This is a genomic window from Micromonospora sp. NPDC005710 (genome assembly GCF_040630995.1).
Classification (GTDB): domain Bacteria; phylum Actinomycetota; class Actinomycetes; order Mycobacteriales; family Micromonosporaceae; genus Micromonospora.
Window position 1 is genome coordinate 101889 of record NZ_JBEXYP010000011.1, and the last position, 20556, is coordinate 122444.

General features: G+C 70.6%; 17 protein-coding genes and 1 pseudogene. 11 read left to right on the plus strand and 7 right to left on the minus strand.

Going from position 1 to position 20556, the window contains the following annotated elements; genetic code table 11:
* Positions 1-454: 454 nt before the first annotated feature.
* Positions 455-1009, plus strand: coding sequence for a hypothetical protein (locus ABZ406_RS17060; RefSeq protein ID WP_357762020.1), 555 nt, complete (start codon positions 455-457; stop codon positions 1007-1009).
* A 10-nt stretch (positions 1010-1019) separates the two neighbouring features.
* Here the strand turns inward: ABZ406_RS17060 and ABZ406_RS17065 are convergent, their stop codons facing one another.
* The 5 genes from ABZ406_RS17065 to dnaA all read right to left on the minus strand — a co-directional run bounded on the left by ABZ406_RS17065 (position 1020) and on the right by dnaA (position 7418).
* Positions 1020-1685, minus strand: a complete 666-nt coding sequence (locus tag ABZ406_RS17065; protein WP_357762023.1) for a DciA family protein — start codon at positions 1683-1685, stop codon at positions 1020-1022.
* Positions 1618-2751 (minus strand): DNA replication/repair protein RecF, encoded by a 1134-nt coding sequence (gene recF, locus ABZ406_RS17070; protein ID WP_357762026.1) that lies wholly within the window; start codon positions 2749-2751, stop codon positions 1618-1620. Before recF ends, ABZ406_RS17065 begins: the two co-directional genes overlap by 68 nt.
* A gap of 16 nt (positions 2752-2767) precedes the next feature.
* Complete coding sequence (gnd, locus tag ABZ406_RS17075) at positions 2768-3640, minus strand: phosphogluconate dehydrogenase (NAD(+)-dependent, decarboxylating) (protein WP_357762029.1); 873 nt, start codon at positions 3638-3640, stop codon at positions 2768-2770.
* A 40-nt stretch (positions 3641-3680) separates the two neighbouring features.
* Complete coding sequence (gene dnaN / locus ABZ406_RS17080; protein ID WP_357762032.1) at positions 3681-4814, minus strand: DNA polymerase III subunit beta; 1134 nt, start codon at positions 4812-4814, stop codon at positions 3681-3683.
* Between the two features lie 774 nt (positions 4815-5588).
* Complete coding sequence (dnaA, locus tag ABZ406_RS17085) at positions 5589-7418, minus strand: chromosomal replication initiator protein DnaA (RefSeq protein ID WP_357762303.1); 1830 nt, start codon at positions 7416-7418, stop codon at positions 5589-5591.
* 627 nt (positions 7419-8045) lie between these two features.
* Between dnaA and rpmH the strand changes: the two genes are divergently transcribed.
* From rpmH to ABZ406_RS17130, 9 genes and pseudogenes are all read left to right on the plus strand, one after another.
* Positions 8046-8183, plus strand: coding sequence for a 50S ribosomal protein L34 (rpmH, locus tag ABZ406_RS17090; RefSeq protein ID WP_007453904.1), 138 nt, complete (start codon positions 8046-8048; stop codon positions 8181-8183).
* 34 nt (positions 8184-8217) lie between these two features.
* Positions 8218-8634 carry a ribonuclease P protein component gene (gene rnpA, locus ABZ406_RS17095; RefSeq protein ID WP_357762035.1) on the plus strand — a complete coding sequence of 139 codons (417 nt, stop codon included), beginning with the start codon at positions 8218-8220 and terminating at the stop codon, positions 8632-8634.
* Positions 8631-8927, plus strand: a complete 297-nt coding sequence (gene yidD, locus ABZ406_RS17100) for a membrane protein insertion efficiency factor YidD (RefSeq protein ID WP_357762038.1) — start codon at positions 8631-8633, stop codon at positions 8925-8927. Before rnpA ends, yidD begins: the two co-directional genes overlap by 4 nt.
* 2 nt (positions 8928-8929) lie before the next feature.
* Complete coding sequence (gene yidC / locus ABZ406_RS17105; protein WP_357762305.1) at positions 8930-9922, plus strand: membrane protein insertase YidC; 993 nt, start codon at positions 8930-8932, stop codon at positions 9920-9922.
* A 212-nt stretch (positions 9923-10134) separates the two neighbouring features.
* Positions 10135-10764 (plus strand): R3H domain-containing nucleic acid-binding protein, encoded by a 630-nt coding sequence (locus ABZ406_RS17110; RefSeq protein WP_357762041.1) that lies wholly within the window; start codon positions 10135-10137, stop codon positions 10762-10764.
* Between the two features lie 4 nt (positions 10765-10768).
* A complete protein-coding gene (gene rsmG, locus ABZ406_RS17115; RefSeq protein ID WP_357762044.1) occupies positions 10769-11632 on the plus strand; it encodes a 16S rRNA (guanine(527)-N(7))-methyltransferase RsmG in 864 nt (287 codons plus the stop codon).
* A gap of 256 nt (positions 11633-11888) precedes the next feature.
* Entirely contained in the window at positions 11889-13196 is a 1308-nt protein-coding gene (locus tag ABZ406_RS17120) for an AAA family ATPase (protein WP_357762046.1), read from the plus strand.
* A 27-nt stretch (positions 13197-13223) separates the two neighbouring features.
* On the plus strand, positions 13224-14246 hold the full coding sequence (locus ABZ406_RS17125) for a ParB/RepB/Spo0J family partition protein (RefSeq protein ID WP_357762049.1): 1023 nt from the start codon (positions 13224-13226) through the stop codon (positions 14244-14246).
* A 1631-nt stretch (positions 14247-15877) separates the two neighbouring features.
* Positions 15878-16468: pseudogene (locus ABZ406_RS17130) on the plus strand (hypothetical protein); the annotation flags it as partial.
* A 795-nt stretch (positions 16469-17263) separates the two neighbouring features.
* Here ABZ406_RS17130 and ABZ406_RS17135 read toward each other — a convergent pair.
* Both ABZ406_RS17135 and ABZ406_RS17140 read right to left on the minus strand, forming a co-directional pair.
* Positions 17264-18265: a D-alanine--D-alanine ligase gene (locus ABZ406_RS17135; protein WP_357762052.1), complete on the minus strand. Its 1002-nt coding sequence runs from the start codon at positions 18263-18265 to the stop codon at positions 17264-17266.
* A 7-nt stretch (positions 18266-18272) separates the two neighbouring features.
* The gene (locus ABZ406_RS17140; RefSeq protein WP_357762054.1) at positions 18273-19586 is read right to left on the minus strand and encodes a PLP-dependent aminotransferase family protein; all 1314 of its coding nucleotides are present in this window, start codon (positions 19584-19586) and stop codon (positions 18273-18275) included.
* A 294-nt stretch (positions 19587-19880) separates the two neighbouring features.
* On the opposite strand from ABZ406_RS17140, the gene ABZ406_RS17145 reads away from it, so the two are divergent.
* Positions 19881-20549 carry a GNAT family N-acetyltransferase gene (locus ABZ406_RS17145; protein WP_357762057.1) on the plus strand — a complete coding sequence of 223 codons (669 nt, stop codon included), beginning with the start codon at positions 19881-19883 and terminating at the stop codon, positions 20547-20549.
* Positions 20550-20556 lie beyond the last annotated feature (7 nt).

Consider the following 20556-nt stretch of genomic DNA (forward strand, 5'->3'; position numbering starts at 1 on the left):
GCGACGTCGGCGCGTGGACCGGTGCCGGAGACCTCCGGACAGCGGGTCGAACGCGCCGGTCGCCGCGGTTGCCCGCGGATCGCGATCGGCTCGACCCGACATGGAGAATGAATCTGGGGCCACCGGCCCCGTCCCACTCCCGCACCGGGTCTTCGTCTCGCTGTCAATCCTACTGTGCGCGGGAGACAGAACCACCACTCGGCACCCTCAGAGAGGCGGCTGAGATGTCCATAGCCGGCAGAACCCCGTCGCCTGCGACTCCCCCCACACGCCAGGGTCCGATCGCACGCGCCGCCGCCGGACGGGTTGACCCGCGGTCGGGCGGGTCGGGGGTCGCGGCCGAAGCGTCAGTGCCGTACGTTTGCGGCGCCCCGGAACCAGCCTTGATCTTTACCGGCTGGAACCGGGACGATCGACCCGATAGACCCGACACGTGCTCTCGAAGAGGTGACAGATGGGGCTGGACAACGTCGCGGTGCACTGGCCGCGGACCGGCCGCTTCTACGATCCGGTCGCGCCGGCCGAGTTCGTCGACTTCGGCGAGATCGTCGACCTGCCGCGCATCTCCGCGCCGACCGCGGCGCTGGCCGAGCTGATCGCGAAGACCGGCACGGTGCGGGCGACCGCGTACACCGAGTTGGTGGATCTCCTGCTCGGCCTCGAAGGTGTGTTGTACGCCACAGACGCCGCCGCCGAGGACGAGGACCCGGTGATCGACCCGGACGGCTGCTCCTGGATCGCGGGCGGCATCGAGCGGTTCGTTACCGCGCACCGCGCGGACGGCGAGGCGGTCACCTTCGAGTCGGTCAGCACCGTGCTGGGCTCTTTGCTCGGCGACGGTCGGTTGGCCGAGCAGCAGCTGCGGTGGCTGAAGAGCCGGCTCGACGCTCTGCGCGACGAGCGCGGCGACCCGCCGCAGTGGAACTTCACCTGCGCCGAGCTGGGCGTGCTCGCCGCGTTCTACCGGCGCTGCGCCGAGCGCGGATTCGCCGTCTACGCCGACGCCTGAGCGGCGCGGCTCAGCCGTACGTGTCGCGTGGACCCCGGCCACGGACCCGGCGCGGCCCCTTGCCCCAGGAGGGCGCGGCCGGGCCGTGGATGTGCAGCTTGCGCACCACGTTGTGACCGACCTCGCTGGCGATCTGCTTGAGCAGCGAGCCCGCGAGCAACCGCAACTGGGTGGCCCAGGCGGTCGAGCGCGCCTCCACTGTCAGCTCGCCGTTCTCCAACTTCACCGGGCGGCTGTTCTGCGCCACCTCCGCGCCGACGACCCGCTCCCAGGCGCCGAACACGGTGGCCTCGGCCGCCGGCTGCTGCCAGCCGCGCGCCTTCACCAGCCGGCTCAGCACCGCGCTCAGCGGCTGAGGGTCGCGGGGGTCCGGGCCCGGGCCGGAATAGCCGCGTAACCGCCGCCCCGAGCCGGCGGCAGCGTCGCCGCCGCCGGGGGTGCGCCGGGCGCGGGCCGCCGCCTGCCGCCGGGACAGCGCCGCGTCGAGCACCGCGCGGGCCAGCTCCGGCCCGCTGGCGGCCGCCGCCGCCGCACCGCCCGCCGACTTCGCCCCCTCAGGGGTACGCGCGGCCGGGCCCTCACCTGCCGCCGGCCGATCGGTGCCTGGCTTATCCGACACGGCGTACCGTCCCTTCACCAACCTGGTAGCGGGTGCCGCGCAGGGCGGCTGGCACATCATCGTCCACCGCACAGGTGACGAGCAGCTGACTCGCCCCGCCGACCAGCTCCGCCAACCGTTCCCGGCGGCCGGTGTCCAACTCCGCGAAGACGTCGTCGAGCACGAGCACCGGCTCGATGCCGTCGGCGCGCAACAGGTCGTACCCGGCCAGCCGCAGCGCGAGCGCGAACGACCACGACTCGCCGTGGCTGGCGTACCCCTTGGCGGGCAGCGGACCGAGGCTCAGGGCCAACTCGTCGCGGTGCGGCCCGACCAGGGTGGTGCCCCGCTCGATCTCGGCGGAACGGGACGCGGCCAGCGCCGCCGTCAGCGCCTCGGCCAGCGCGGCCCGGTCGGTCGTCGGCTCGGCCAGCTCGATCGAGGGTCGGTAGGTGATGCCCGCCGCACCCCGACCGGCGGCCACCGCGTCGTACGCCTTGGCCACGTGCGGGGTGAGCGCGGCCACCAGCTCCAGCCGGCCAGCGAGCAGCTCCGCTCCGTGCTGGGCCAGGTGGGTGTCCCAGACCGCGAGGGTGCCCAGGTCGCCGCCCCGGGACCCACCGGTCTTGCGGGCCAGGTACGCGGTGCGCAGGAGGGCGTTGCGCTGCTTGACGACCCGCTCGTAGTCGGCCCGCACGCCCGCGTACCGGGGCTGCCGGTTGACGAGCAGATCGTCCAGGTAACGGCGACGTTCGGCCGGGTCACCCCGGACCAGCTCGAGGTCCTCCGGGGCGAAGAGCACCAGCCGGAGCGCGCCGAGCACGTCCCGGGCCCGCCGCGCCGGTGAACGGCCCAGCCGGGCCCGGTTGGCCTTGCCGGGCACGATCTCCAGCTCCACCAGGAGCTCACGGCCGTCGTGCACCACCGCGCAGCGGATCACCGCTGATGTGGCGCCCATCCGGACCAGAGGCGCGTCGGTGGCGACCCGGTGTGAGTCGAGGGTCGCCACGTAGCCGAGCGCCTCGACGAGATTGGTCTTGCCGACGCCGTTGGCGCCGATCAGGACGTTCGCTCCCGGCTGGAGGTCGACGGCCACCCGCTCGTACGAGCGGAAGTCGACAAGTTCCAGCCGGTGAACGTACACAGGTTGTGGATACCGCTCAGCTCTTGTGGACGGCGTGGCCACCGAACTGCTGACGCAGCGCGGAGACGGCCTTCATGGCGGGTGAGTCGTCCTGCCGCGAGGCGAACCGGGCGAACAGCGAGGCGGTGATGACGTTCAGCGGCACGGACAGCCGGACCGCCTCGTCGACGGTCCAGCGGCCCTCGCCGGTGTCCTCCGTGTAGCCGCTCAGGTCGGCCAGCTCCGGGTCCTCGTCGAGCGCCCGGTCCAGCAGGTCGAGCAGCCAGGAACGAACGACGGTGCCCTCCCGCCAGGACTTGATGACGCCCGGCACGTTCGTCACCAGCTCCGAGGCGGCCATCAGCTCGTAGCCCTCGGCGTAGGCGTGCATCAGGCCGTACTCGATGCCGTTGTGCACCATCTTCGAGTAGTGCCCGGCACCGACCGGGCCGGCGTGCACGAAGCCGAACTCGCCCTCCGGCTTGAGCGCGTTGAAGATCGGCATCAGGCGGTCGACGTGCTCCTGCGAGCCACCGACCATCAGCCCGTAGCCGTTCTGCCGGCCCCAGACGCCGCCGGAGACCCCGACGTCCAGGTAGCCGATGCCCCGCTCGTGGAGCCGCTCGGCGCGGGGAGCGTCGTCACTGAAGCGCGAGTTGCCGCCGTCGATGATGATGTCGCCCTCGCCGAGCACCTCGGCGAGCTCGTCGATCGTGGCGTCGGTGACACCGGCGGGCACCATGACCCAGACCACGCGGGGCGATTCGAGCTTCTCTGCCAGGCCCGCGATGGTCGTGACGTCGCTGATCTGCGCGTTGTGGTCGAAGCCGACCACCTCGTGCCCGGCCGAACGCAACCGCTCCCGCATGTTGCCGCCCATACGGCCGAGTCCTACCAGGCCGAGCTGCATGTGTTTCTACCTCCGTGGATCTGGGTGTTGCTTGGCGCGATCAGCGCGAGACGCGGATCGGCATGATGAGGTACCGGTACCCCGGAATGACCTCGCCATCCTCGCCAGCGGGAGAGATCACCGCGGGTTTGAAGGCGTCGACGAACGCGAGCACGGCCGTCTGGGCGCCCAGGTTTGCCAGACCGTCGATGAGGTACTGCGGGTTGAAGCCGATGGTCAGCGGGTCACCGGTGAAGGTGGCCTCCATCGCCTCGCTGGCCCGCGCCTCCTCGGAGCCCCCGGCCTCGACCACCAGGCCGTCGGCGCTGAAGCTGAGCAGCACCGGGGTGGTCCGTTCGGCGACCAGCGCGACCCGCTTGACCACCTCGATCAGCGTGCTGACCGGCACCCGGGCCTCGGCGTTGTGGGTGGCCGGGAAGAGTGACCGCACCGGCGGGTAGTTGGCGCCGTCGAGCAGGCGGCTGGTGGTGCGGCGGGTGCCGCCGGCGAGGCCGACCATGCCCTCGCCCGCAGCGCCCTGGGCGAGGGCGAGGATGACCTCACCGCCCAGTGGGCCGAGGGCCTTGGCGGTGTCGTTCAGGGTGCGGGCCGGCACCAGGGCGTTGATGCTCACCTCGGGGTCGTCCGGCCGCCACTGGATCTCGCGCAGCGCCAACCGGTAACGGTCGGTCGCGAGCATCGACAGCGTGTCGCCGGACAGCTCGACCCGGACGCCGGTCATCATCGGCAGCGTCTCGTCGCGACCGGCCGCGATGGCCACCTGGGACACCGCCGTGGCGAACGCGGCGGCGTCGACGGTGCCGGCGCTCTGCGGCATCTCGGGCAGCGCTGGGTAGTCCTCCACCGGCATGGTGGGCAGGGTGAACCGGGCGCTCCCGCAGACCAGCTCGAGGTGCGCGCCGACCGCGGCGATGTCGACCGGCTTGGCCGGCAACGCCTTGGTGATCTCGGCGAGCAGGCGGCCGGAGACGAGCGCGGCGCCGTCGGCGTCGCCCTGCACCTCGACTGTCACCTGGCTGGAGACCTCGTAGTCGAAACCGGAGACCCGCAGGTTGCCGTCGGTGACCCGGAGCATCACCCCGGCGAGCACCGGTACGGATGGCCGGTTGGGCAGGCTCTTCGCGGTCCACGCCACAGCCTCGGCGAGCGCGTCGCGCTCCACTCGGAACTTCATCAATGCCTCCGCGTCGACGTCAGCGACAACTCTCTCATGCCGACCGCTGCCTACCGTCCCGCCCGACCGTGCGGGTACCCATCGCACCTTAGGGCGCGGGGGTATCGGCTGTGCGCCCGACCCCATGGATCGTGTCGATGCTGACGGGCTGATCCGACAGCGTTCGGCCCGATCCACAGAAAGCCCAACGGTGATGATTGGTTTTTGTTCTCTTAGAAGAGATAACTCATCGTCTTCATCGCACCTGTGCAAACTGTGGAAAACCAAAGTCTGCGCAGGTCAGACAGGTTATCTACCGGTGAATTAGCTGTGGAGAACCGGGGGTACAACCGGCTTGTCTGTCCACAGCCCGGCGACGGCGGCCGGTTGTCCACCGTTGTCCACCGGTTGTCCACCGGTAATCCACCGACTTTCTCCCCAAGCCTGTGGATGGCGGAGAAGATCACCATTGCCGTTGTCCCCAGAACCTTCAACAGCCCGTACACAGGTCGATGAGGATCGGTGGATAACTCGACGGTCGTCCCCAGGCGTCCACAGCTTCGTACACAGGGTTTCTCCACAGCCTGTGGGTAACTGGCGGAGGACGGACCGTAGTTATCAACAGGCTGTGGACAGCAAGCTGTGGACAACGAGTGGGGATCGAAGCGGTCACGGCCTCGATCCTGTGGTCTACACCATGTCGAGAGTCCAGCTGAGCGACAAAAAAGAACGCCCGACCGGAGATCCGGCCGGGCGTGTCCCGGGCTGTGCGCCGCCCCGAGGCGGTCGTACCCCTCAGCTGTTCTGCTTGATCCGGTTGGTCAGCTCGGCAATCTGGTTGTACAGCGAACGACGCTCCGCCATCTGCTGACGAATCTTCCGGTCCGCGTGCATCACAGTGGTGTGGTCCCGGCCGCCGAACGCCTGCCCGATCCGGGGCAGCGACAGCTCGGTCAACTCCCGGCACAGGTACATGGCCACCTGACGGGCGTTGACGAGCACCCGGGACCTGGACTGGCCGCGCAGGTCCTCCAGGCTCACCCCGAAGTAGTCGGCTGTCGACGCCATGATCTGGTCGGCGTTGATCTCCGGGCCGGCGCCGTCGGGCATGAAGTCCCGAAGCACCTCCTCGGCCAGCGACAGCTCGACAGTCGACCGGGTCAGGCTGGCGAACGCGGTCACCCTGATCAGCGCGCCCTCCAGCTCACGGATCGAGTTCGACACCCGGGAGGCGATGAACTCCAACACGTCCGGCGGGGCGTACATCCGCTCCTGCGCGGCCTTCTTCTGCAGGATCGCGATCCGGGTCTCCAGATCCGGTGGCTGGATGTCGGCCAGCAGCCCCCACTCGAACCGGGTTCGCATCCGGTCCTCGAGGGTGGCCAGTTGGCGCGGCGACCGGTCCGAGGTGATCACGATCTGCTTGTTGGCGTTGTGCAGGGTGTTGAAGGTGTGGAAGAACTCCTCCTGGGTGCGCTCGCGGTTCTCCAGGAACTGGATGTCGTCGATCAACAGAATGTCGACGTCGCGGTAGCGCCGCTGGAACGCACTCGTCTTGTCGTCCCGGAGCGAGTTGATGAAGTCGTTGGTGAATTCCTCGGTCGAGACGTACCGGACCGAGCGGGCGTTGCCGAGCGTCGTGGCGTAGTGCCCGATGGCGTGCAACAGGTGCGTCTTGCCCAGCCCGGAGTGCCCGTAGATGAACAACGGGTTGTACGCCTTCGCCGGGGACTCCGCCACCGCCACGCTCGCCGCGTGGGCGAAGCGGTTGGACGACCCGATGACGAACGTCTCGAACATGTACTTCGGGTTGAGCCGGTTGCCGCCGGTGTCGGCGCCGGGCAACCGGCGGTCGTCGCGGCCACCGCCCCGATGGTCCACCGCGCTGCGACCCGGGCCGCTGTCCGTTCCGCCGTCCCGGGGAAGCGAGCGGATCACATGCTGGTCGCGCGGTGACGCCGAGTCGTCCCGGTAGCGGGGCTCGTAGGGCCGGGTGTCCGGGCCGGGCGGGTCCAGTCGGGCGGCCTGCTCGTCGTAGCCGCGTCGGTCCGGGCCCGATCGCGGCGACCGGACGGGCTCCGCGAAGGAGGCGCTGAACAACGCCTCCTGCCCGTCCCTGCTGGCGGGAATCAGCCCCGAGCGGTGCCCGTCGACGGGCGGCGCGAGCGGCCCACCCGCCGGTGCGGGCGGTGGACCCGGATCGGGGGTACGCGGCGCGGGTGACTGCTCGGGGATCATCGCGTCGGCGGATGGCCGAACGCCCTGGTCGTCGTCGAACGTCGCGATGCCGGGGCCGTCGATGTCGAGCGGCGCGGGCTCCGGGGCGCTGCGGTAGACGGTGCCGGCCGGTCGGCCGGTGGCGTCCTCGGCCACCCGGACGGTGACAGCGACCTGGATCGGTCGGCCCAGTCGGCGGGTGAGCGCCTCGGTGATCGCCGGGCGCAGTCGTGACTCGATCACGTCGCGGGTGAACGCGTCCGGAACGGAGAGCAGCGCGGTGTCCTCGACTATCGCTCGCAGCCGGGTCAGCCGGAGATAGGCACGCTGCTGGGCGGAGATGATCTCGTCGGCGAGCTCGTCGGTCGCCGCTAACCACACCGCGGCAAGGTCGGTCGTACCGGCCACCGTCGTGCCACCCCCTCGCTTCTGCTCCCGGCCGCCGCTGTCTGCCAGCCGGCCGTCCCGGGCCCGCCGCGTTCGCGGGTGGAACAACACCCACCCGGACGGTCGACCGGTGGTCATCCACAAGTTATCCACAGCCTGTGTACCGACCGATTGTGGCCGCCGCCGGACGCGGGTGGGACCTGCCCCTGCCTGATCGGGCGCTGAAGCGGGTTCACCGTGCCGAACGATTCACTGCCTTGTCCGGTCTTGCCTGCGCGACGACCGGAGCTTGAAGACGCTTACCGCAATCGGGCACGGTAACAGCGTTGTCCCTGCGCCATCAACCGGCGACGCGGAGACGCCCTTGTCGGCATCAGCGAAAACCGCCCTCCGGCCTCGGGCGCGTCCAGTTGTCCGCTGCTCGGGGTGTTTGACGGTCATTGCCCCCCTGCGTAGGCTGGAATGGCTGCTCTCTCGCCCTCTGCTAGGGTGATGGGTGCTTGCTGTCCGCGGTCGCATCCCCGCCTCGTCGAGGTCCCGCTCCGCCGGACAGCACCGATCGTGGGCCACCGTCGAGGTGACCTGGACCACCACACGACCCCGGCGATCCCGTCGCGCGGGGCGCGTACGAAAACGGAGAGCCCTGACGTGAGCAAGCGCACCTACCAGCCGAACAACCGCCGGCGCGCGAAGACCCACGGCTTCCGGCTGCGCATGCGCACCCGTGCCGGCCGTGCCATCCTGTCGAGCCGTCGCGCCAAGGGTCGCACCACCCTGTCGGCCTGAGCCGACCGAGCCGGTCCAGGGGACGTGGGCAGTCGTGCTGGCCGCCGCGCAGCGACTGCGGCGCAGCACTGACTTCGCCGCAGCGGTTCGCGGTGGCCGACGCGCCGGACGTGGCGCCGTCGTGGTCCATCTGGCCGTGCCGGTGACCGTCGACCCCAGCACACCGACCTCGTTGGAGCCGGTACGGGACACCGGTGCGGAGCAGTCGTCCGCGCCACCCCGTGCCGGCTTCGTCGTGTCCAAAGCCGTCGGCAACGCGGTGATCCGCAACGGGGTCAAGCGTCGACTGCGGGCACTGGTCCGGGACCGGTTGACCGCCCTACCCGCCGGCAGCACCATGGTCGTCCGGGCGCTCCCCGCCGCGGCGCAGGCGTCGTACTCCCGGCTCGCCACCGACCTGGACGCCGCCATCGCGGTCGCCCGGTCGCCCCGCGAGCGGCGGTCCCGATGAGCGGCACCGAACAGGGCAGTCCACGCCCATCGACACCAGGTGCCAAGGTGCTGATCGCGCCCATCATCGCGTACCGTCGGTGGATAAGTCCGGCACTGCCGGCTCGCTGTCGGTTCTACCCGTCGTGCAGTGCGTACGCCCAAGAGGCGGTCGCCCGGCACGGCGCGCTCCGGGGAGCCGTGCTGGCGGTCCGACGGTTGTTGCGCTGCCACCCCTTTCACCCTGGTGGATATGACCCGGTGCCGGAGCCGGGCGGCCGCCGCCGTGCTGACGTGACTGGAGCCCCGAATTGAAGCTGAGTCTCGACTGGATCTACTACGCGATTTCGTGGATCCTGCTGACCTGGCACTCTGCCTGGGACGCCATCGGGGTGCCCGACGGCGCGGTGATCGGCACCAACTTCGCCTGGATCCTGTCCATCGTCTTCCTGGTGGTCACCGTCCGGGTGATCCTGTTCCCGGTCTTCGTCAAGCAGATCAAGTCGCAACGGGCGATGCAGGCGCTCCAGCCCAAGGTCAAGGAGCTTCAGGAGAAGCACAAGGGTGACCGGGAGACGCTCCAGAAAGAAATGATGGAGCTCTACAAGAAGGAGAAGGCCAACCCGCTCATGGGTTGCCTTCCGATGTTCCTTCAGATCCCGGTCTTCCTGGGTCTCTTCCACGTGCTGCGCCGACTCGACCCGGGCAAGCAGGACAAGACCCTGTACGGCTGGACCGTCGAGCAGTTCGAGAGCGTCTCGCAGGCGAAGCTCTTCACCGCCCCGATCGCCGGCAAGTTCGGCTCCACCGCCGACGAGTTGACCAGACTCAATGCCACCAACGGCAGCACTGTGAAGATCATTGCTGGTGTCCTGGTCATCGTCATGATCGCGACCACCTACCTGACCAGCCGTCAGATGATCCTCAAGACCGGCTGGGCCGAGGACCCGCAGCAGCGGATGATCCAGCGACTGATGCTCTACGGCATCCCCGCCTCGCTGCTGATCTCCGGCGCGATCTTCCCGATCGGCGTCATCATCTACTGGGTCACCAACAACCTCTTCACCCTCGGCCAGCAGCAGTGGGTGCTGCGGAAGTTCCCGCCGCCGGTGACCGCCAAGAAGGCGGTCGCGCCCGCCGCCAGCCGCAACCCTGTGCAGCCCGCCAAGTCCGGCGGCCTGTTCGGCCGCGGGAAGGCGGCCCCGCCGGCGCCGGTCAAGGCGACCGCGCCGAAGGTGGCCGGGCCCAAGCCGGGTGCCAAGCCGGTGAGCAACCCGAAGAAGAGCCGCCCCGCCAAGCGGCAGGGCTGACCCGCGAGGGCCGCCGTCGGATCACCGGCGGCGGCCCGTTCCGCACCGAGCAGCCGCCGTACGGCCGGCGCCGGGCGGAACCCACCGCGCACCGCGCGGCCACGGGCGACACTGCCCGTACAGACGTGCCCGTGGGCACCGGCGACCTCCCGCCGGCCCCGGGAAACCAGTCGGACCCGAGGGTCCGGCCGACCGAGTACGGAGATGAGACCGTGACCGAGACCGAGACCAGCATCCCCCGCGCCGAGCAGTCCCTGGACGAGGAGGAAACCGCCACGCTCGCGGTGGACGGCGACGACACCGACGCCGACGACACCGAGGCGGACGACGACACGGACACCGCCGCTGGGGCTGGCACCCGGGCGAAGAAGGCTGTGAGCGAGGGCGACCTGTTCCGGCAGAGCGAGATCGCGGCCGACTACGTCGAGGGCCTGCTCGACATCCTCGACTACGACGGCGACATCGACGAGTTGGTCGCCGCCGGCCGTCCGATGGTCGAGGTGGTCGGCGAGCGGTTGCAGAACCTGGTCGGCCAGCGCGGGGCCACCCTGGAGGCGCTCCAGGAGCTGACCCGCCTCGCCGTCTTCCGGCAGACCGGTACGCCGAGCCGCCTGCTGCTCGACGTCGGTGGCTACCGGGCGAACCGTCGCAAGGAACTCGCCGCGGTCGCCAAGAACGCCGTCGAGAAGGTCAAGGAGTACGGCGAGCCGGTCCGCCTGGAGGCGATGTCGGCGTTCGAGCGCAAGTGCGTGCACGACGTCGTCAACGCCATGTCCGGTGTGGCGAGCGAGTCCGAGGGTGTGGAGCCGACCCGGCGCATCGTCGTACGGCCCGCGGACTGACCGGGTGACCCACGACGACATCACGGCCGACGCCGTGTCCGGCCCGGGCGGCGTGCCGCCCGGGCCGTCCGCTGTCCCCCCCGTTTCCGCACAACACGCCTCGGCCGACGGCGGATCGAGCGGGCGCGACACCGCCCCCTCGCCGGCCGACGCGGCGTTGCCGCCCGAGTTGGCTCCGGCCGCGCTCACCCTCTTCGGTGATCGTCTCGACCTGGCCGCCGCGTACGCCGAACTGCTTGCCACCGACGGCGTGGTCCGCGGCCTGATCGGCCCCCGGGAGGCCCCGCGCATCTGGGATCGGCACCTGCTCAACTGTGCCGCGGTCGCCGAGCGGATCCCGTCCGGCGCGACGGTGCTGGACGTCGGCTCCGGCGCCGGCCTGCCCGGTCTCGTGCTGGCCATCGCCCGCCCCGACCTCACTGTCACGCTGATCGAGCCGCTCGCCCGAAGGACGTCGTTCCTGATCGAGGTCGTCGAGCGACTGGGCCTGGCAAGGTCGGTGCGGGTGTTCCGGGGCCGGGCCGACGAGGCGGCCAGCGGTTCGAGCGGCCGGGAGCCGATCAGCGGAGACGTGGTGACCGCGCGAGCGGTAGCGCCTCTGGACCGGCTCGCCGGCTGGAGCCTCCCGTTGGCGGTTCGCGGTGGTCGCCTGCTGGCACTCAAGGGCTCATCCGCCGCGGCGGAGATCGAGGAGCACGCTGATGTGGTGGCCCGACTCGGTGGCGGAGAGCCGCGCGTGCACCTCTGCGGCGTCGGCGTGATCGATCCGCCCGCCACCGTGGTGGAGATCGTGCGCGAGCGGATGATCGGCCCGCCCCGCCCGGCGGCCAGGAAGCGTGCCCGGGGCGGACGCTCCCGCCGAGGTTGACACTTCGCGCCATCGGGCTTCCGGCCGACGGGTTGCCTCGTTGTACCGGTACGGATGGACGAGGGGATGAGAACCCGACGTGGACCGGCCGCGCCCGTCCGCCGTAGGCTGACCGCGCGTCGATAGTGTGAAGCGGGTGACGGACGTCGTGGGTCTCCGACCGCTCCCGTGGGCCGTACGCTCCGGGTTGCGAGCGTGGATGCGGCCAAGTTGACCGGGGCGCGGACCGACCATCCGAAGCGGGCAGGGATGACAGGTGCATGACGACGGCAGGTACGACGATCAACGCGTGACCGGGTCGACAGGCGATCCCGTTTCACGTGAAACCGACTACCCCAGTTGGTCGCCCGGCGCGACCGGGCCATCGACCCGACCCACCGACAGCGATTCGCAGTCAGCGCTCGATCCGCCGTCGGGCGCGGGACGGCCGGAGGGCTCGGCCATCCCGGAGCCGACGAGTGGTCGTCGAACGCCGGAGACGGCGAGTCGACCGGTGAACGCCCCGGAGGTGCGGGCGACCTCAGGCCGCCGCAACACCGCAGCGGCGGTTCGCTTCGAGCCGGCCGTCCCGCACCAACCCACCGCGGCCGTCGTTCGCGACGCTGCGCCTGTCGCTTCGACCGAGTCGTTGGCTGCCGTGGCGGCCGACCCCACGTACGTTTCACGTGAAACCCCGACGCGCGAAGAGGATGACCCACCGTTGGCTATGGAGGCGATGCGCGCCGTGCAGATCCTGAATCCCAGTGGCGAGGTGACCATGCCTCGGCCGAACCGGACCCGGGTCATGTGCGTCGCCAACCAGAAGGGCGGCGTGGGTAAGACCACCACCACCGTCAACCTTGCGGTGGCTCTCGCCCTGCACGGCAACCGGGTGCTCGTGGTCGACCTCGACCCACAGGGCAACGCCTCGACCGGGCTCAACGTTCCACACCACACCGGAATCCCGGACACGTACGACTGCCTGATCAACAGCGTGCCGCTGGCCGAGGTGGCCCAGGCGGTCGAGGGCATCCCCAATCTCTGGTGCGTACCCGCGACGATCGACCTGGCCGGCGCGGAGATCGAGCTGGTGTCGGTGGTAGCCCGGGAGTCCCGCCTGGACCGGGCGATCGCCGCCTACCCGGGCGAGTTCGACTACGTCTTCATCGACTGCCCACCCTCGCTCGGGCTGCTCACCGTCAACGCTCTCGTTGCCGCGCAGGAGGTGCTGATCCCGATTCAGTGCGAGTACTACGCGCTGGAAGGGCTCAACCAACTGATCAACAACATCAACCTGGTACGCCAGCACCTCAACCCGAAGCTCGACGTCTCCACCATCCTGCTGACCATGTACGACCGTCGCACCCGGTTGGCCGACGCCGTGGAGCAGGACGTCCGGAACCACTTCGGCGACAAGGTCCTCCAGGCGGTCATCCCCCGCAACGTCCGGGTGTCCGAGGCACCTAGCTACGGCCAGTCGGTGATGACCTACGATCCCGGTTCGCGGGGTGCCACGAGTTACTTCGAGGCCGCTCAGGAAATCGCCGAGCGGGGCGTCAAGGAGCCGGTGGGCCGGAATGCGTAGTGCGGACAAGTCGCTGGGAGGCGTGGCATGAAGAACCGTCCTCGGGGCGGTCTGGGTAGGGGCCTGGGGGCTCTGATCCCGACCGGGCCGGCGCCGGATGCCGCTGGCACCGCGACGGCCGAGCCGGAGTACGAGCAGACGGACGACGGGAGTGCCGTCGCCGTCGCCACTGTGCCTTCCGGAGCGCCGGTCCGCGAACCGGAGCCCGTTCTCAGCCCGGTGCCCGGCGCTCGATTCGCCGAGATCCCGGTCGACGCGATCATGCCCAACCCGAAGCAGCCCCGCCAGGTCTTCGACGAAGAGGCACTGGAGGAGCTGAAGACCTCGATCCAGGAGGTCGGCTTCCTCCAGCCCATCGTCGTCCGGCAGCTCGACGACGAGAAGTACGAACTCGTGATGGGCGAGCGGCGCTGGCGGGCCGCCCAGGCGGTGGGTCGGGAGAGCATCCCGGCGATCGTCCGGGACACCCGGGACGACGCCATGCTCCGCGACGCCCTGCTCGAGAACATCCATCGGGCGAACCTGAACCCGTTGGAAGAGGCCGCCGCCTATCAGCAACTGCTGGAGGAATTCGGAGCCACCCACGAGGAACTGGCCCGCCGGATCGGCCGGAGCCGTCCGCAGATCTCGAACACGATCCGACTGCTGAATCTGCCCGCACAGGTACAGCGCCGGGTCGCCGCCGGCATCTTGTCGGCGGGGCACGCCCGCGCTCTGCTGAGCCTCGACGAGTCCGAGGCGCAGGAACAGTTGGCACTTCGGATCGTGGCCGAAGGACTGTCGGTTCGGGCTACCGAGGAGATCGTGGCCCTGACCCTGAACGACGGGCCGGCAAAGGGTCAGGCCGCGAAGCGGCGAACCAAGGCGCACGCGCCGGCCTTGACCGATCTCGCCGATCGGCTGTCCGACCGCTTCGACACCCGGGTGAAGGTCGACATCGGCCGGAGTAAGGGCAAGATCACGATCGAGTTCGCGACGGTGGACGACCTGGAGCGCATCGTCGGCATCATCGGAGTGCAGCAGGAGGAGAGCGAGAGCGGGGAGGACTGAGCCCGCCCGCTCGCTCACGGCCGCGCCACCCACCGGGGGCGCGGCCGTTCTCTATCCCGGGTGGTCGCGTTTCACGTGAAACAGCCATCGGATCCGTTACGTCGGATCGGTGTGCCCGACCGGCTGTCGCCGCTCTCGGCGTGCTCGGTATCCCCTCGGCCACGAGCGCTGCGGGACGCCGGGTGCGTGGGCCAAGAGGCCCGACAGACCTGACGCGTCCAGAGCCCAGTCAGCGGGCGACAGGCGGCCGTCGGGTTGGACGTACGCGGCGAGGTGGGTGCCCCCGCGCACCCCGGCGGGCGGTGAACGCGGCGACAAGCGGCGGCGACGGTCAGCATCGCGCGCAGCCGTAGTCGGTCGCGACGGCGGGGGGAGTCGACGGCGACGAGGGCCTGGGCGGGGGTGACGGCGCAGCACGGCGGCGCCCCGACGGTCGGCGACGGCGCGGCCGTGGACGGCGTCTTCCCCGACGGCGACGGGGGTGGCGCTGTGAGCGGCAGGGGTTTCTACGCGCTGATGCGGGTGCCCGCAGACCACCACGGTTGGGCGGTCGGGCCGCAACGGACGCGGACGCATCGGCGAGCGGAAGGGCGGGTGCGTCGACGGTGCGGTAAAGCCTGGAGCGACAGTGGCGGCTGCGACGGTGAGCGATTGGCGGGTCCTCTCCGGACCGCACCCGGACCGGGGTATCAGTTCCGGCTAGCAGGTCGGCCGCGATGGGCGCCGGGGGCAGTTCAGTGCCGGAGGCTGAGCGCTCCAGGTGCGCGCTGAACGACGAAGGCGAACGGCGAGCGACGGTGCCGGGCGCCGGCCGATCCTCTACACGGGTCGCAGAAGGCCCGGGCATGGTCCACTCGACCCGAACCACCCTTTGCGCCACTCGGAGCGCCAGCGAGCCGCTGAGTGGCCGTTACGGGGTCCCCGGTGCTCTTTCTCGGGCGGGCCCGGCCATTCGTTCGGCGCTCGGTCGGGTTTGTCGAACCCACACTGCGACCCCCGGCAGCCGGGTGGCGTCCTCAGCGCCGCCTGTTTCACGTGAAACAGGGACATCACCTGGCCGGCACCGATCTCACTTCAGACAGAGATGACGGTTCAACGGAGGTCGCCTCGTCGCAGTCGACGACGACCACCGCTGTCGCAATCTCGGAGCCCTCGGACTTCGAGCAGCCGGGCGCTCTGGGGCGGAAGCCGGGATGTCGGGGCCGATGCCCTCCTGCCCCCTTTGCTCTACACCCGCCCACGCGCCAGTTACGGACCGTGGGTGGCGCACCGGCGGGTGCAGAGCAAAGGGGCGGCGGCATCAGAGTGATCGGAGAGCGCCCGTCTCCCGCCGGCTCCGGTAGCCGTCGAAACTGCCGATCTGGCGGTTCGCGGACAACGACCGAGCCGTCAAAAAGTTATCCACACCGGTTGTCCACAGGCACCCCCCGTTTCACGTGAAACAGCGCGTGGGAGCGGGTGTGGGCCTGTGGATGACGGCCTGTGTTCGGGATCTCGGCAGCCTGTGGATATCGCCTCTCGGTGGCCACTGGACCCATGCACGTCCGGTCGGCGGCGGGCACTGATCTGTTGGCCCGGAACGGCGCAAACAGGTAGGGACAGCGGTGCCAGACTCGGTTAGGGTCAGCGTCGTGCACGACACCCCTCCCTCAGTCCCGGACTTCACCCAGTGGCCCTCATTCCCCTTCGAGGGTGACCTCCACGTGAAGCAACTCGATGATCCGGTCCCGGTCGAACCGCCCCGGAAGGGCGAGGGTCTCCGGGAATGCACCGCCTGCAACGCACCCGACGATGCCTACATCTGGGTGGGCGAGCGGTGGCGGGTCCGCGCCATGGACCGGCCCACCGGCCTGCCCATGGTGCTCATCCTGGAGTCGCGGACCCACCTCGACCTCGGGGACCTACCGAACCTGCTGGCCGCCGAGCTGGGGGTGATGACCGTACGTCTGGAGCGCGCCATCCGGTCGCTCGACGACGTGGCGCGGGTGCACGTCAACCGCTGGGGCGACGGCTCGGCTCATCTGCACATGTGGTTCCTCGCCCGTCCGTACGGCCGCCTTCAGCTGCGGGGCACCTTCCTGTCCCTGTGGGATTCGATCCTGCCGCCGATCTCCGAGGCGCAGTGGCGGGAGAACCTGGCGCTTGTCGCCGCCTGGCTCGCCGAGTTCGGTGGCCGTCCGCTCGCCGAGCCGCCCCGCATTCAGTGGCAGGCGCCGTCCAGTCTGCTGGCGCAGTCCGAGGCTGCGGACGCCGCCGCAGCGGCGGCAGCAGCCGGGGCGGAGGCGGTCTCGGTGATCGAGGCAGCGGAGGAGATCCCCGAACCAGCACTCGACTCGACCTCCGGATCAAGTGACGTCGACAGCGCGCCTCCGGCCGAACCGGCCGTGGACGCCGACGCCGACGCCGACGCCGACGCCGACGCCGACGCCGACGCCGACGCCGACGCCGACGCCGACGCCGACGCCGACACCGACACCGACACCGACTCGGCGGCGACCACAGTCACCGACCGGACCGCTGCACCCGCTCGGGCGGCCACGGATGCCCGCCCGGCAACTGCACCCGGTCGAACGGCATCAGCCATCAACGAGCCCGGCCCTGCGGCGTCCGGCGTCCCGGTCCCCAGCGCCCGGGATTCCACCGACATCACGCCAGGCAGCGCAGCGCCCGACAGCGCGGCCACGACGGAGAAGCCCTCCGGCGCACCTGAGCTTGGCTCAACGGAGACGCACACCGACGGCACCGACGTCGGCCCGGCGAACGGGAGTGGCGACGCGGCCCGACCCGCTGCGTCCGTCCCCACCAACGGGCGCACCTCCGGGGCCGCAGCCAGTAGGACCACCGCCGAAGGTGGCGTCGAGGGCACTCCGGGCGCGGTAGCACCGGGCAAGGGCAACGACGCACCCGACGGGCGCTCCGGTCACTGAGCTGGAGCCGGCCATGAGGTTGGCCTTCGCACCAACCTCATGGCCGATCCGCAGGCGGTGCGCTCCACCGGACGGGGTGTGGCGGATAGGTCAGTGAGTGGTGAGGCGAGCCGCCGCGCGGCCGACCAGGGTGCCGAGGAGTCGACCGAAGTCCAACCCGGCCGCCTGCACGGCGAGCGGGAGCAGTGACGTCTCCGTCATGCCGGGCGAGACGTTGACTTCCAGCACGTGCGGCCGGCCGTCCGCGTCCACGATCACGTCGACGCGCGAGAGATCCCGTAGACCGAGTGCGGTGTGCGCGGCGAGGGCCACGTCAGCGACAGTCGCCGCCACGTCCGGGGCCAGCCGGGCCGGAGCGTGCCAGGTGGTTCGCCCCGCCGTGTAGCGGGCCGCGTAGTCGTACACCCCGTTGCGCGGCACGATCTCCACCGGCGGCAGCGCATGCGGGCCGTCGCCGAGGTCGACGACGGAGACCGCCACGTCCTTCCCCGGCACGTACCGCTCCACGAGCGCCGTGGAGTAGTACGCGAAGCAGCCGACCATCGCCGCGGGCAGCGCGGAAACGTCCCGGACCACCGCGCCGCCCAGCCCGGAGCCGCCCTGTGCCGGCTTGACCATCAGGGGCACGCCCAGACGGTCGACGATCCGGTCCAGCACGGCGACCGCACCAAGCTCGGAGAAACGGTCGTGCGGAAGCGCCACCCAGTCCGGGGTGGGGATGCCGGCCTCGCGGAGCACCGCCTTGGCCGAGGGCTTGTCCCAGGCGACCCGGGAGGCCCTGGCGTCGCAGCCGACGTACGGGATGTCGCACAGATCCAGCACCCCGCGCAGCGAGCCGTCCTCACCTGTCGCGCCGTGCAGTGCGATCACCACCGCGTCCGGCGGGTCGGCCGCGAGTGCCGGCAGCAGGGCCGCGTCCGCGTCACGCAGTTCGGCCTCGACCCCCACGGCTCGCAGGGCGTCGAGCACCCGACGACCGGAGCGCAGCGACACGTCCCGTTCGTAGGAGAGCCCACCCGCGAGCACCACGACGCGCAGGTCGGCCGAGATGGCGGAATCGGTCACGAGAAGGCGCTCGGCGGTCGTACCCATGCCGGCATCATGCCAAGTCGGGCCCGGGCACGTCGGAGCCGGCCCGGCCGCGTCGACCGGTGGCCCCACCCACGGGACCGAAGACCCGGCGCATCGCGATCTCCTGCTCCATGACGCCGGCCAGCCGGCGGACGCCCTCGCGGATCCGTTCCGGCGGCGGGAAGCTGAAGTTGAGCCGCATCGCGCCGGTGCCGGTGCCGTCGGCGTAGAAACCCGTGCCGGGTACGTAGGCGACCCGGGCGGCGACCGCTCGCGGCATCATCGCCTTCGAGTCGAGCCCGTCGGGCAGGGTGGCCCACACGAAGAGACCGCCCGCCGGGGTGGTCCAGCTGGTGCCCTCGGGCATCAGGTCGGCCATCGCGTCGAGCAGGGCGTCCCGGCGTTCCCGGTAGACCTCGCGGTAGACCTTGAGCTGCTGCCGCCAGGGCATCGTGCCGAGATAGGTGGCCACCGCGGCCTGGGCGAAGCCACTGGGGCAGAGGATCTGCGCCTCGCTGGCGATGACGAGTTTGTCGCGAACCGCGTGCGGCGCCAGGATCCAGCCGACCCGAAGCCCGGGCGCGAAGGTCTTGGAGAACGTGCTGAGGTAGAAGACGCCGTCCCGGCGGCGGGCGCGCAGCGGGGCCGGCGCCTCACCCTCGAACCCCAGCTGACCGTACGGGTCATCCTCGACGACGAGCAGGCCGGCGCGCTCGCAGATGTCGAGCACGCGCTCCCGGCGCTCCTCGCTGAGTGTCACACCCGTCGGGTTCTGGTAGGTGGGGATCGTGTAGAGGAACTTCACCCGTCGGCCGGCGCGGGCGAGGTCGGCGATGGCCGTCTCCAGCGCTTCCGGGATCAGCCCGTCCTCATCCATCGGTACGTGGACGACCTGTGCCTGGGCGGCCTGAAACACGCCGAGCGCGCCGACGTACGTCGGACCCTCGGCGAGCACCACGTCACCGGGGTCGAGGAAGAGCCGGGCCACCAGGTCCAGTGCCTGCTGCCCACCCACGGTGACCACCACGTCCTCCGGGGAGGCCCCGCAGGCGGCGTCGATCCCGGAGAGCGACATCACCTCACAGATCCGCTCGCGCAGCTCCAGGGTGCCCTGACCGATGCCGTACTGGAGGGTGGTGACGCCGTGCTCGGAGCCGAGCCGGCCCAGCATCTCGCCTACCGCGTCCAGCGGGAGGGCGGCGATGTACGGTGCGCCACCGGCGAGCGACACGACCTCGGGACGACTGGCCACCGCGAAGAGTGCTCGGATCTCGGAGGCGGTCATTCCGCGTACGCGCCGGGCGTACCGGTCGGTGTAGTCGTCGAGTGTCGTGCCGGTCATGACCTCACCTCGATCGCTGCTCGGGTGGTTCCCGCCCCGGGTACCCCGCACACCGCTGACCATGGCTGCGGGCACACCGATTGTCGATCCTAGTCCGCCAGGGTCGTGCTGAGCCCGTGCCAGGGCAGATCGACCACATGGCGGACCGTCCTCGGCGCCCCCGCTGTGGTGGGCATCTGCGCGTCCCCTCCCGCATCTCCGATCGGCGGCGTACGATCGCTCGTCGGGGGCAGGAAGGCGGCGTTGTCGTTGCATGCCGGTCTCACCACCGAGCCTATTGTGGGGATGCGCCATATGTCGCGACGTCTGGTCAGCCTGACCCTCGACACGTTGGAAGACGTTCCTCGCCCGTGCCGACAGTGCGTCTACTGGGAGCTCGATCCGGTCTCCGCGGACCGGGCCTGCGCCGCCGGCGACCCGGGCCTGGAGAAGGAGGCGTGGGTCTCCCAGACGCTGTTGGAGTGGGGCTCCTGCGGCAAGCTCGCGTACGTCGACGGCATGCCGGCCGGCTTCGTGATGTACGCCCCGCCCGCCTACGTGCCCCGTTCGATGGCGTTCCCGACCTCACCGGTCTCCGCCGACGCGGCGCTGCTGATGACCGCGAACGTGGTCGCCGCGTTCTCCGGCGGCGGGTTGGGTCGGATGCTGGTGCAGGGTGTCGCCCGGGATCTGACCAAGCGCGGGATCAAGGCCATCGAGGCGTTCGGTGACGCCAAGTTCGGTGACGCTGACGATCCGGCCGGCGGTTGCGTGGCCCCCGTCGACTTCTTCCTCTCCGTGGGCTTCAAGACCGTCCGTCCGCACCCGCGTTTCCCCCGGTTGCGCCTTGAGCTGCGGACGGCGCTGAGCTGGAAGTCCGACGTCGAGTACGCGCTGGAGAAGCTGCTCGGGTCGATGAGCCCGGAGACGCTGCTCCGGCCGGTACGTCCCGCCCCGGCCACCCGCTCCACCAGCAACGGCTGACCGCCGA

Bases quoted from the DNA above. Each gene is read 5' to 3' on its own strand.
- ABZ406_RS17135 (WP_357762052.1), bottom strand. From the start codon at position 18,265: ATGGGTACGACCGCCGAGCGCCTTCTCGTGACCGATTCCGCCATCTCG.
- ABZ406_RS17125 (WP_357762049.1), top strand. From the start codon at position 13,224: ATGAAGAACCGTCCTCGGGGCGGTCTGGGTAGGGGCCTGGGGGCTCTG.
- ABZ406_RS17060 (WP_357762020.1), top strand. From the start codon at position 455: ATGGGGCTGGACAACGTCGCGGTGCACTGGCCGCGGACCGGCCGCTTC.
- ABZ406_RS17140 (WP_357762054.1), bottom strand. From the start codon at position 19,586: ATGACCGGCACGACACTCGACGACTACACCGACCGGTACGCCCGGCGC.
- dnaN (WP_357762032.1), bottom strand. From the start codon at position 4,814: ATGAAGTTCCGAGTGGAGCGCGACGCGCTCGCCGAGGCTGTGGCGTGG.
- ABZ406_RS17145 (WP_357762057.1), top strand. From the start codon at position 19,881: ATGTCGCGACGTCTGGTCAGCCTGACCCTCGACACGTTGGAAGACGTT.
- gnd (WP_357762029.1), bottom strand. From the start codon at position 3,640: ATGCAGCTCGGCCTGGTAGGACTCGGCCGTATGGGCGGCAACATGCGG.
- yidD (WP_357762038.1), top strand. From the start codon at position 8,631: ATGAGCGGCACCGAACAGGGCAGTCCACGCCCATCGACACCAGGTGCC.
- ABZ406_RS17065 (WP_357762023.1), bottom strand. From the start codon at position 1,685: ATGTGCCAGCCGCCCTGCGCGGCACCCGCTACCAGGTTGGTGAAGGGA.